An 11,656-nucleotide genomic window follows, 5' to 3' on the forward strand; every position below is an offset into this window, starting at 1 on the left:
CCCCTCTCGGTTAAAGGAGATGCCCTCGAGTGGCGCATCACGCGTTTCGCCGCTGCCTTGCCGGTCCAGGAAGCCTCCCGAGCGCGTCGCGTCGAGGCGGGCGCGCCGGGCTTGACCCGCACCCGGCCAATCCTGTGTCGCATTCGCTGCGTTTGCGGCGTCTGCCTGCGGATCACGGGCGCCAGCCACCTTGGCCGGAGCCCGGGGCGATCGCCCAGGCACGTCGCCCACCTCGCACCCGCAAAGTCATGCGAACCAGCAGCGCAGCGCCGCGGGATGTCATCGCCTCACCGAGCGAGATAAAGATTTCCGAGGGAGGGGAGGCGATGACAGTCCGCGAGCGCGGGCGGGCGGCAGTCGGGGATGGCCGGTCCGCGAGCGCGGCCGGGCAGACGTCGCGGCGAGTACGCGGGCGGGTCAGAGGCCGAGGGGGGCGGTCAGGCGCCGCGCTCCCGCGCGCAATTCCAGCAACTCTCGAAACTCGACGCATTGACCTCGCCGCAGCCGGAGCAGGTCCACTCCCCTTCCGCCGGGCGTTCGCTGCGGTAGCGCTCCAGCACCGCCACGGCCGCGAGACGATCGCGCGCGGCAACCAGCAGGCGCACGTCGCACACCTTCGGCACGCCGCTGTATCCGCCCACCAGGTCGGCGCCCGTCACCGTGGCGGCAATACCCTCGCTCTCGAGCAGGCCTTGCAGCAACGCCGCCTCGATGGGATCCGTGCCGCGTTGCACGCACACCAAGGCGCGGCTGTCACCCGAGCCGTGTCCCGCGAAACCGCTCACCTCAGCGCCCCAGGCTCTTCAGCAGCGGCTCGAGGTACTCGAGCCGTTTCACCGCATCGAACAGCTCCAGGCAGTGCTGCTTGTGCTCGAGGTCGATGGGCAGCAGCTCGGCGAGGCGGCAGCCGACCCACCCGGCGTCGTCGAAGCGTGGCTGGACGTGCTGGTACTGCGGGCCGAGGTCCTCGAAAACGCTCTCCAGCAGGCGCGCCATGTCGGCGAAACGCGTCGGCAGCGCCACCACCGGTTCGTCCTGCAGCAGCTCCACCATGCCCACGTTCAGGCCGTCCGGCTGCCGCGACACGGAGCGCACCATGAAGCGCGTGCTGCCGAGCACGACGATGCCGAGCGTGCCGTCCGCGAGCTGGTCGAAGTCGACGATGTTCGCCACCGTGCCGAAATCGTGCATCGAGGCCGCGCCGGTTTCCTGCCCGCTCTTGATGAGCGTGACGCCGAAGCCGACGCCGGACTTCATGCAGCGCCCGATCATGTCGACGTAGCGCGGCTCGAAAATCCGGAGCGGCAGCGGGCCGCCCGGGAACAGCACGGTCTGCAGCGGGAACAGCGGCAGCTCGAGCGGCGCGCTCATGACGCCCCGTCCATGCCCCAGGGCGTCACCAGGTGCTGCGGCAGGCCGAGGTGGTCGAGCACGCGGGCGACGACGAAGTCGACCAGCGCGTCCACCGTCCGGGGGCGATGGTAGTAGCCCGGGTTGGCGGGCATGATCACGGCGCCGGCGCGCGCCAGGGTCAGCATGTTCTCCAGGTGGATGGCCGAGAACGGCGTCTCGCGCACCACCAGCACCAGCGTCCGGCGCTCCTTCAGCACCACGTCGCCGGCACGCTCGATCAGGCTGCGACTGGCGCCGGTCGCCAGCGCCGACACGGTGGCCGTGGTGCAGGGGCAGACCACCATCGCGTCAGGCGCCGCCGAGCCGCTGGCGACCGGCGCGGTCCACTCCTCGCGACCGTAGACCTGGAGCTGCGCCTCGTCCACGCCGTGCCGCGCGCAGAAGAAGCGGCGGATGTCGGCGCTGCGCGCCGGCAGCGCCAGGTCGGTCTCCATGCCGATCACCACCTGGGCCGGCTTCGAGATCATCAGGCTCACGCGGCAGCCGCCCGCGAGCAGGCATTCCAGCAGGCGCAGGCCGTATTGCGCTCCCGAGGCCCCGGTCATCGCCAACGCGACGTGCAGACTCATTCTTTCCCGCCCTGTTCCCGTGTTTGCAGCGCGTGCAGCAGGCGCCCGTGCAAGCCGCCGAAACTGCCGTTCGACATCACCACGACGCGATCGCCGGGGCGCAGGTCTGCCTCGAGTATAGCTTCCAGCTCCTCCAGCGCCGCGCACACCCGGACACGCTCGCCCAGCCCGCCGAGGGCGCCGGCGGCATCCCAGTCCAGCTCCGCCGGCGCGTACACGTATACCGCGTCCGCCGCAGCCAGCGACGGCGCCAGCGCCGCCGCATGCACGCCCATGCGCATGGTGTTGGAGCGCGGTTCCAGCACCGCCACGAGGCGCCGCCCCTCCGCCCCGCCGTGCATGGCCTCGAGCGTGCGCGCGATGGCCGTAGGGTGGTGTGCAAAGTCGTCGTAGAGTTCGACGCCGGCGGCCGTGCCGATCCACTCCTGGCGCCGCTTTACGCCGCGGAAGCGCGCCAGGGCGCGGGCCGAGACCTCGAGCGGCACCCCGGCGTGGCGCGCCGCCAGCATTGCGGCGAGCCCGTTCTCGGCGTTGTGCGCACCGGGCATGGACCACTGCACCACCGCCGCCACGTCTCCCGCCGGATCGATAACCTCGAAGCCGCCCGGCACCAGGCGCGCAGCGTGCGCGCCTTGCGGGGGCGCCTGCCCCGGGCCGCTGAAGCGCTCCACCGGCGTCCAGCAGCCCTGCGCCAGCACCTCCTCGAGGGCCGCGTCGCCGGCCTTGCTGACGATCAGCCCGGAGCCCGGCACGGTGCGCACCAGGTGATGGAACTGGCGCTGGATGGCCCCCAGGTCGTCGAAGATGTCGGCATGGTCGAACTCGAGGTTGCCGAGCACCAGCGTGCGCGGGCGGTAATGCACGAACTTGGAGCGCTTGTCGAAAAAGGCGGTGTCGTATTCGTCCGCCTCGACCACGAAAAAGGGCGCCGCGCCGAGACGCGCCGAGACGCCGAAGTCGGCCGGGATGCCGCCGACGAGAAAACCGGGCTCGAGGCCGGCCGCGTCGAGCAGGAAGGCGAGGATGCTGGTGGTGGTGGTCTTGCCGTGCGTGCCCGCCACGGCCAGCGTCCAGCGCTCGTGCAGCAGTTCGCGCGCCAGCCACTCCGGTCCCGAGCAGTACGCCAGTCCCGAGTCGAGCAGGCGCTCGACCACCGGCATGCCGCGGCGCATGACGTTGCCGACCACCACGCAGTCCGGCGCCGGTTCGAGCCGGTCGTTGTCGTAACCCTCGATGATCTCGACGCCGAGCGCCGCCAGCTGGGTGCTCATGGGCGGATACAGGGCGCGGTCGGACCCGGTGACGCGGTGCCCGCGGGCGCGCGCCAGGGCGGCGATGCCGGCCATGAAGGTGCCGCCGATGCCGAGAATGTGCACGTGCATCAGGACACCGGGAACACGCTGCGGAAGACGAACGTGCTGAGGGCGAAATACGCCGTGGCGGCCATCACGCCGCCGGCATAGCTCCAGTCCAGCGCGTGGCGCAGGATATGGCCCGTGACCAGCAGCGAGGCCAGCAGCAGGCCGAACAGGGCGATGCTGCTGAGCGCTGCCGCCGGCGGGATCGTCTCGGGCATCGTCTCCACGCCGCCGAGGGTCGCGGCCAGCAGCCACACGAAAGGCAGCGCCGCGGCGCTCAGCAGGGCGCCGGTGCCGAACAGTGCCGCCAGGGTCTGCCCCAGCCGCGCGGCCCGCCCGGTCAACGCCAGCAGGGCCGCGCACACGGCGACGATCAGCACCAGGTCGAGGATGAGCTGGCCGAACACCTCGCGCGTCCCGGACGCCGTGGGCCAGAGTGCAGCGGCGCCGGCCAGCAGGTAAGCCCCGAGGGCAAACACGAACACGCCCCGCTCCGCCGGCACGTCCTGCGGGCCCTTGCGGTGCATGGCGATGTCGAGAAAGAGCCGGATCACTGTCGGCAGGCCTCGGTGCTCATGGTTGCGCATCATACCCGCGCCCCTGCGCCCGCGGCAGATTCTGGGATAATCGCCCGATGACTGATTACCTCTTCATCGACACCGCAACCGAAGCCGCGGCCCTGGCGGCCGACTGGGCCGGCGCGACACGGCTGGCCGTGGATACCGAGTTCGTGCGCGAAAGCACCTACCGGGCACGCCTTTGCCTGCTGCAAATCTCCGACGGCGAACGCATCGCCTGCATCGACACCCTGGCGCTCGGCGGCCCGGGGCCGTTCACCGGGCTATTGCTCGACCCCGGCGTGCGCAAGGTCTTCCACGCGGCGCGCCAGGACCTCGAGGTGCTGAACGACCACCTGGAGACGGTCCCGGGGCCGGTGTGGGACACCCAGGTCGCCGCCGCCATGCTCGGCCATCCCGACCAGGTCGGTTACACGCAGCTCACCGGCGCAGAGCTCGGCGTGACGCTGCCCAAAGACCACGCCCGGACGGACTGGAGCCGGCGGCCGCTGGCCCCGGAACAGCTGCACTATGCCGCAGCGGACGTGGAATGGCTGCTGCCGCTGGCCGACCGCCTGGCCGCGGCGCTGCAGCAGCGCGGGCGCCTGGAGTGGGCCGAGGCCGAGAGCGCAGCCCTGTGCGACCCGGATCTCTACGCCTTCGACGATGCCGGAGCCTGGCGACGCGTGAAGGGGGCCAGCCGGCTCGATGCGCCGGCGCTCGGCCGCCTGGTTGCGCTCGCCGCCTGGCGCGAGCGCGAGGCGCGCGACCGCGACCGCCCGCGACGCTGGATCCTCAAGGACGAAGACCTGGTGGCGCTGGCCGAGCGCAATCCGCCCGACCGCGAGGCGCTGGCGCGCGAGACGCGCCTGCCCGGCGCCTCGCTGCAGCGGCTGGGCGGTGTCTTGCTGGATGTGCTGCAGGCGGCAGCAGACGTGGCGCCGCCGGCGGTGTCCATCCCGGCCCGGCTCGAGCCGGCGCAGGAGCGGCTGGTGAAACAGCTCCTGGCGCGACTGCGGGAGATTGCAGAATCGGCACAGGTTTCTGCACCCATGGTCGCAACCCGCAAGGACGTCGAAGCGCTCGTCCGCGGCCGGCGCGACCTGGCCCTGCTGCAGGGATGGCGACGCGCGCTGGCGGGCGACGAGCTGCTGCGGATGGCGGAACGCGCGGGGCCGGCCGCGGCGCCACCGGGCTGAATCAGAGCCCCAGCGCAGCCACCAGGCGCGCGTATACCTCGGCGAAGGAACCGTCGGCGTCGACCACCTTGAGCTTGCCGAGCTCGCGGTAGTAGTCGACCAGGGGCGCGGTCTCGTTGCGATAGACCTCGAGCCGGCGACCGATGGTCTCCTCGCGATCGTCGGCACGCTGCACCAGCTCGCCGCCACAGCTTTCGCAACGGCCGTCAGCGGGCGGCGGCAGGAAATGGATGTTGTAGACGCGGCCGCAACCGGTGCAGCTGCGCCGCCCGGTCAGGCGCTTGAGCAGGATGTCGAAGTCGAGGTCCATCAGCACCGCGGCGTCGAGCGGCTGGCCGAGCTCCGCGAGGACCTCCTCCAGCATCCGGGCCTGCGCCAGGTTGCGCGGGAAGCCGTCGAGGATGAAGCCGTTGGCGGCGTCCGGCTGGGCGACGCGGTCCTTGAGGATTCCGAGCACGATGTCGTCCGACACCAGTTGGCCGGCGTCCATGGCGGCCTTGGCCTTGAGGCCGTATTCGGTGCCGCGCGCCACGGCATCACGCAGCAGGTCGCCGGTCGACACCTGGGGATAGCCGTAGTCTGCGACGAGTTTTTTCGCCTGGGTGCCCTTGCCAGAGCCCGGAGCGCCGAGCAGAACGATGCGCATGCAGTTTTCTCCTGGTTCCATAGGCCGGTCGCCGGGCCTGGCCGCCAAGCTTGCCGTCCGCGGGCGGCGCGGTCAAACCTTGCCGCCGCCTGTGACCACGGCGCAGCGAATCCGCTATTCTTGCCCTGCCCCCGCAAATGCCTGCCAGAGGAGCCCGGATGAAGAAGCGGAACCTGTTTTACGCCCAGTCCGGCGGCGTCACCGCCGTCATCAACACCACGGCCTGCGGCGTCATCGAGACCGCCCGCAAGCAGCCCGGCCGCGTCGGCAAAATTTATGCGGGCCGCATGGGCATCGTCGGCGCCCTGCGCGAGGAACTGGTGGACACCGGCAAGGAGTCGGCGAAGGACATCGCGGCGCTGCGCCACACGCCGGGCGGCGCCTTCGGCTCGGTGCGCTACAAGCTCCGCAGCATCGAGCAGAGCGCCGCCGAGTACCAGCGCCTCATCGAGGTGTTCCGCGCCCACGACATCGGCTACTTCATCTACAACGGCGGCGGCGACTCCATGGACACCGCGAACAAGGTGGCGCAGGTCGCCAAGTCGATGGACTACGACATCACCTGCGTGGGCGTGCCCAAGACCGTCGACAACGACCTGCCCATCACGGACACCTGCCCCGGCTTCGGCTCGGTGGCGAAGTACGTGGCGGTCTCGACTCTCGAGGCCGGGATCGACATCGCCTCCATGCCGGCCACCAAGGTCTTCATCCTCGAAGTCATGGGGCGCCACGCCGGCTGGATCGCGGCTGCCGGCGGGCTCGCCGGCAAGGACCGCAGCGAGCCGCCGCACATCATCCTGTTCCCGGAAGTGCCCTTCGACGAGGACCGCTTCATCGACAAGGTGCGCGAGAGCGTGGAGCGCTACGACAGCTGCGTCATCGTGGCCTCGGAAGGCATCCGTCGTGCCGACGGCCGTTTCGTCGCCGAGTCGGGCACCAAGGACGCTTTCGGCCATGCCCAGCTCGGCGGCGTGGCCCCGCAGCTGGCGGAGCTCGTGCGCGGCAAGCTGGGCTACAAGTTCCACTGGGGCGTGGCGGACTACCTGCAGCGCTCGGCGCGCCACATCGCCTCGAAGGTGGACGTGGAGCAGGCCTACGCCATGGGCAAGGCCGCGGTGGAGATGGCGCTCGCCGGCGTGCACGGCAAGCTGCCGATCATCGTGCGCACCTCCGATGAGCCCTATCGCTGGAAGGTCGGCCAGGCCGACCTGGCCAAGGTGGCCAACGTGGAAAAGAAAGTGCCGAAGCGGTACATCACCGCCGACGGCTTCCACATCACGGCCGCGTGCCGGCGTTACCTCGCGCCGCTCATCAAGGGCGAGGACTACCCGCCTTACAAGAACGGCTTGCCGCAGTACGTGAAGCTGAAGAACCGGTTGGCGCCGAAGAAGCTGCCGCCCTGGCAGGGCGGCTGAGCGGCGCGCTGCGGCGGGGTTGCGGGGCAGCGCCTGTCTCACTCGCAGGCATCTGAGCCAAGAGGGAGGCAGGCGCTGTCCCGCAACTTTCGTGTCCGCGCCCCGCGGCGCGCTGCTAGAGGATGGGGACGAGAAGCAGCGCGACGATGTTGATGATCTTGATGAGCGGGTTGATGGCCGGCCCGGCGGTGTCCTTGTAGGGATCGCCGACGGTGTCGCCGGTCACGGCGGCCTTGTGGGCCTCCGAACCCTTGCCGCCATGGTTCCCGTCTTCAATGTACTTCTTGGCGTTGTCCCAGGCGCCGCCGCCGGTGGTCATCGACACCGCGACGAAGATGCCGGTGACGATGGTGCCGATCAGCAGGCCGCCGAGCGCCTCCTTGCCGAGGACGAAGCCGACCACGATCGGCGCCGCCACGGGCAGCAGCGAGGGCACGATCATCTCCTTGATAGCCGCCTTGGTCAGCAGGTCCACCGCGCGCGAGTAGTCGGGCTTGGCTGTGCCTTCCATGATCCCCGGGATCTCGCGGAACTGGCGCCGTACCTCGTTGACCACCGAGCCGGCGGCGCGGCCGACGGCTTCCATCGCCATGGCGCCGAACAGGAAGGGGATCAAGCCGCCGATGAACAGGCCGATGATGACCATGTGGTTATCGAGCAGGAACTCCCCACCCTTGCCATAGGCCTCGAGCTTGTGGGTGTAGTCGGCAAACAGCACCAGCGCCGCCAGGCCGGCGGAGCCGATGGCGTAACCCTTGGTCACGGCCTTGGTGGTGTTGCCCACGGCATCCAGCGGGTCGGTGATGTCGCGGATCTCGCTGGGCAGCTCAGCCATCTCGGCAATGCCGCCGGCGTTGTCGGTGATCGGGCCGTAGGCGTCCAGGGCCACGATCATGCCTGCCATCGACAGCATGGCGGTCGCGGCGATAGCGATGCCGTAGAGGCCGCCCAGGGTGTAGCTGGCCCAGATCGAGAGGCAGACAGCGATGACCGGCAGGGCGGTGGACTTCATGGAGACCGCGAGACCGGCAATGATGTTGGTCGCATGACCGGTTTCGGAGGCCGCCGCCACCGTGCGCACGGGGCCGTACTCCGTCGCCGTGTAGTACTCGGTGATCACAACCATCGCGGCCGTGAGCGCCAGGCCGACCAAGGCGCACAGGAACAGGTTGGTCGCGCCCAGCGGCGAGTCCGCCATGAGCGACTGCGTGATCGGATAAAAGGCCGCCGCGGCGATGACGCCGGAAACAATCACGCCCTTGTACAGGGCATTCATGATCTTGCCGCCTTCGCTGGTCTTGACGAAGAAGGTGCCGATCACGGAGGCGACGATCGAGGCGCCGCCCAGCACCAGCGGAAAGAGCACGCCGTTGGCGCCGACGGAAGCAGCCATCACCACGCCGAGGAACATGGTGGCGATGATGGTCACGGCGTAGGTCTCGAACAGGTCCGCGGCCATGCCGGCGCAGTCGCCCACGTTGTCGCCGACGTTGTCGGCGATCACGGCCGGGTTGCGCGGGTCGTCCTCAGGAATGCCGGCCTCGACCTTGCCCACCAGGTCGGCGCCGACGTCGGCGCCCTTGGTGAAGATGCCGCCGCCGAGACGGGCGAAGATGGAGATGAGCGACGAGCCGAAGGCCAGCCCGAGGAGCGCCTGCACGGCGTACTCGACGTCGCCGAACTGCAGCAGCACCATGTAGTACCCCGCAACGCCCAGCAGGCCGAGGCCAACCACCAGCAAGCCGGTGATGGCGCCGCCCCGGAAAGCCACCTGCAGGGCCGCCGCCAGGCCGCCTCGCGCCGCCTCTGCCGTGCGCACGTTGGCGCGCACCGAGATGAACATGCCGATGTAGCCGGCCGCCGCGGACAGCAGCGCGCCGATGGCAAAGCCGATGGCGGTGCCCCAGCTCAGCACGAAGCCGACAATGACGAACAGCACGACGCCGACGACACCGATGGTGCTGTACTGGCGGTTCAGGTAGGCCTGCGCGCCCTCCTGGATGGCGCCCGCGATCTCCTGCATGCGCGCGTTACCGGCGGGCTGCTTGAGCACCCAGCCCACTGACCACGCGCCGTAAACCAGCGCGAGCACGGCGCAAGCAAGCGCCGCTATCAAGCCGTATTCAATCAACATGATGGTTGTTCTCCAAGTCTCCCCAAGTGCGCCAAACGCGCCCACCCCCGGCCGGGGGCTGACAAAACCTGAGCATTATAAACACACGGGAGGTGGTTGTGAGAGAGGCGGTGGCCTCAGGCCGCGCGTTCCCCGATGGGCACCGGGCGGCCGATGGCATAGCCCTGCACGAAGTCGACCTTCATCGCCCGCACCATCTCGAAGGCCTGCTCGGTCTCCACGTGCTCGGCGATGACCTTCACGCCGAGCGAACGCGCCAGCTCGATCATGGCCGTGACCATCGCGGTGCTGACGTCGTCCTTGCCGAGACCGCGGATGAAGGAACCGTCGATCTTCAGGTAGTCCATCGGCAACTGCTTGAGGTTGGCGAAGGAGCCCAGGCCGCTGCCGAAGTCGTCCAGCGCGAACGTGCAGCCGAGCCCGTGCATGACGGCGATAAAGCGCGCCGCGTGGGCATGGTGCGACGCCACCGCGGCCTCCGCCAGCTCGAAGCACACCTGCTCCGGGCGCACTGCGCCGCGGTCGAGGCACTCGACCACGAACTCCAGGAACTGCGGATCGCCGAGCGTCTGGCCGGAGATATTGATGGCGACGCTGCGGCCGTCGGGGATCTTGAGCACGCCCGAGCCGACTGCCGCGAATGTCGCCTGCACCACCCACCGGTCCAGGTTCGGCATCAGCTGGTAGCGCTCGGCGGCCTGCATGAAGTCCATGGGCAGGCTCTCGACCCCGTCCGCGTCCTTGAGCCGCAGCAACACCTCGAAGGCCGGACCGGTGTCGGGACGGCCCGCCACGGCCACGATGGGCTGCACGCGCAGCTCGAAACGGTTCTCTTTCAGCGCCGCCTGCAGGCGCTGCAGCCAGAGGATCTCGCCGCGCTGCCGGGCCGCGGCCTCGTCGCGCGAAGAGTAGACGTGGATGCGCCCGCGCCCCTGCTGCTTGGCGATGTAGCAGGCGGAATCGGCCGCGCTCAGGATATCCTCGATGGAACCGCTCTCGCTGGCCATCTGCACCAGGCCGACGCTGACGCCCACGCTGTAGATCTTGTCGCGCCAGACGAAATTGAAATCGCGCACCGCTGCGCAGACATCGTCCGCGATCTGGCGCGCCTTCTCCAGCGGGCAGCCCATGAGCAGCAACCCGAACTCGTCGCCGCCGATGCGCGCCACCACGTCGGAGTCGCGCACCTTCTCTTTCAGGATCCCCGCCAGCTCGCGCAACATGTTGTCGCCGGCGGTGTGGCCGCTGGTGTCGTTGACGGCCTTGAAACGGTCGAGGTCGAGATAGCACAACACGTGGCTGGCGCTGCGCGCACGCGCGTCCTGCAAGGCCTCTTCCAGGCGCCGCTCGAATTCACGCCGGTTCACCAGGCCGGTGAGGGGATCGTGACTCGCCTGGTAGGACATCTGGCGCGTGATGCCGCGCAGCTCGGAGACGTCGTGCAGCACCATGACGCAGCCGGTCGGCTGGCCGCCATGGCTGCTGCGGATGGGAGACGCGCGCATCTCCACGGAGAGTTCCTGGCCGGACGCCCTGGCCACCAGCAGGGCCCGGCGGCCGAGATCGATGCGACGGCGCTCATCCAGGCAGCGGTGCACGGGATCGGGCAGGGCGCGCCGGTCGCCTTCCTCGACCAGCGCCGCGAGATCAGCCAGCACACGCCCACGCGCCTGGTCGACCTTGCACCCCAGCATGCTCTCGGCCGCCGAGTTGAGGTACTCGATCTGCCCGCGCGTGTCAGTGATGATCACGCCCTCGCTGATGGAGTCCAGGGTCGCCTCGGCGAGCTCGGCGCCTTCGCGCCGCACCGAGCGCATCAATTCCTCGCGCGACAGCCGCACCACCGTGCCGAGGGCGCCGTCCGCGCCCGCCACGGGAAAGCCGGAGAGCTCGCAGTTCAGCGTCGCGCCGTCGTCATCGCGCAGCCGCAGGCTGACCACCGACTGGCGCCCCGCCCGGCGTGCGTTGAGCCAGGCCGCGAATGATTCTTCCTGGCCCGCATCGACCAGCTCGGCGAAGCGGCGACCGACCAGCGGCCGGCCGGCGCCCAGCAGGGCCTCGGCCGCGGCATTCGAGTAGCGGATGTCGTCGTCGTGCAACAGCACGGCGTCGCTGACGCGCTCGGCGAGGCTCAGGAACAGGTGCTGGTCGCCCACGGACACCCCGGGGCGCGGCCCCTGCGGAGAGGCTCCGCCGCTGGCGCGATGCGGCAGTGGGATGAGCTTGCCCTGCGTTGCCGACATGGACATGGAGCCGGCGCCTGGTTCCTCGCGCGGCTCGCCGCGCCGGCGCCACAACGACACGCCGAGCCATGCGAGCGCCCCGGCGGCGACGGCAATGGTGGCGGTTTCGAGCACTGGCATTC

Annotated in this window: 10 protein-coding genes; 2 read left to right on the forward strand and 8 right to left on the reverse strand. The window is 69.9% G+C overall.

Going from position 1 to position 11,656, the window contains the following annotated elements:
• Positions 1-437: 437 nt before the first annotated feature.
• The 5 genes from G8346_RS14215 to G8346_RS14235 are packed head-to-tail and all read right to left on the reverse strand — an operon-like array spanning position 438 to position 3,930.
• Complete coding sequence (locus G8346_RS14215) at positions 438-785, reverse strand: DUF2007 domain-containing protein (RefSeq protein ID WP_166052454.1); 348 nt, start codon at positions 783-785, stop codon at positions 438-440.
• A gap of 1 nt (position 786) precedes the next feature.
• A complete protein-coding gene (locus G8346_RS14220; RefSeq protein ID WP_166052456.1) occupies positions 787-1,371 on the reverse strand; it encodes an LON peptidase substrate-binding domain-containing protein in 585 nt (194 codons plus the stop codon).
• Positions 1,368-1,982, reverse strand: a complete 615-nt coding sequence (locus G8346_RS14225; RefSeq protein ID WP_240901518.1) for a flavin prenyltransferase UbiX — start codon at positions 1,980-1,982, stop codon at positions 1,368-1,370. Before G8346_RS14225 ends, G8346_RS14220 begins: the two co-directional genes overlap by 4 nt.
• The gene (mpl, locus tag G8346_RS14230) at positions 1,979-3,364 is read right to left on the reverse strand and encodes a UDP-N-acetylmuramate:L-alanyl-gamma-D-glutamyl-meso-diaminopimelate ligase (RefSeq protein ID WP_166052458.1); all 1,386 of its coding nucleotides are present in this window, start codon (positions 3,362-3,364) and stop codon (positions 1,979-1,981) included. The genes G8346_RS14225 and mpl overlap by 4 nt, the downstream gene beginning before the upstream one ends.
• Positions 3,364-3,930: a hypothetical protein gene (locus tag G8346_RS14235; RefSeq protein ID WP_166052460.1), complete on the reverse strand. Its 567-nt coding sequence runs from the start codon at positions 3,928-3,930 to the stop codon at positions 3,364-3,366. Before G8346_RS14235 ends, mpl begins: the two co-directional genes overlap by 1 nt.
• 44 nt (positions 3,931-3,974) lie before the next feature.
• Here G8346_RS14235 and rnd point away from each other — a divergent pair, with 44 nt between their 5' ends.
• Positions 3,975-5,096 carry a ribonuclease D gene (rnd, locus tag G8346_RS14240; protein WP_166052462.1) on the forward strand — a complete coding sequence of 374 codons (1,122 nt, stop codon included), beginning with the start codon at positions 3,975-3,977 and terminating at the stop codon, positions 5,094-5,096.
• Between the two features lies 1 nt (position 5,097).
• On the opposite strand, the gene G8346_RS14245 is transcribed toward rnd, so the two are convergent.
• A complete protein-coding gene (locus tag G8346_RS14245; RefSeq protein ID WP_166052464.1) occupies positions 5,098-5,742 on the reverse strand; it encodes an adenylate kinase in 645 nt (214 codons plus the stop codon).
• Between the two features lie 158 nt (positions 5,743-5,900).
• On the opposite strand from G8346_RS14245, the gene G8346_RS14250 reads away from it, so the two are divergent.
• Complete coding sequence (locus G8346_RS14250; protein ID WP_166052466.1) at positions 5,901-7,157, forward strand: 6-phosphofructokinase; 1,257 nt, start codon at positions 5,901-5,903, stop codon at positions 7,155-7,157.
• Between the two features lie 115 nt (positions 7,158-7,272).
• On the opposite strand, the gene G8346_RS14255 is transcribed toward G8346_RS14250, so the two are convergent.
• Both G8346_RS14255 and G8346_RS14260 read right to left on the reverse strand, forming a co-directional pair.
• Positions 7,273-9,291, reverse strand: coding sequence for a sodium-translocating pyrophosphatase (locus G8346_RS14255; RefSeq protein WP_166052468.1), 2,019 nt, complete (start codon positions 9,289-9,291; stop codon positions 7,273-7,275).
• Between the two features lie 116 nt (positions 9,292-9,407).
• Positions 9,408-11,654: an EAL domain-containing protein gene (locus G8346_RS14260; RefSeq protein ID WP_166052470.1), complete on the reverse strand. Its 2,247-nt coding sequence runs from the start codon at positions 11,652-11,654 to the stop codon at positions 9,408-9,410.
• Between the last annotated feature and the right edge of the window lie 2 nt (positions 11,655-11,656).

This window comes from Thioalkalivibrio sp. XN279 (genome assembly GCF_011089885.1).
GTDB lineage: Bacteria > Pseudomonadota > Gammaproteobacteria > Steroidobacterales > XN24 > XN24.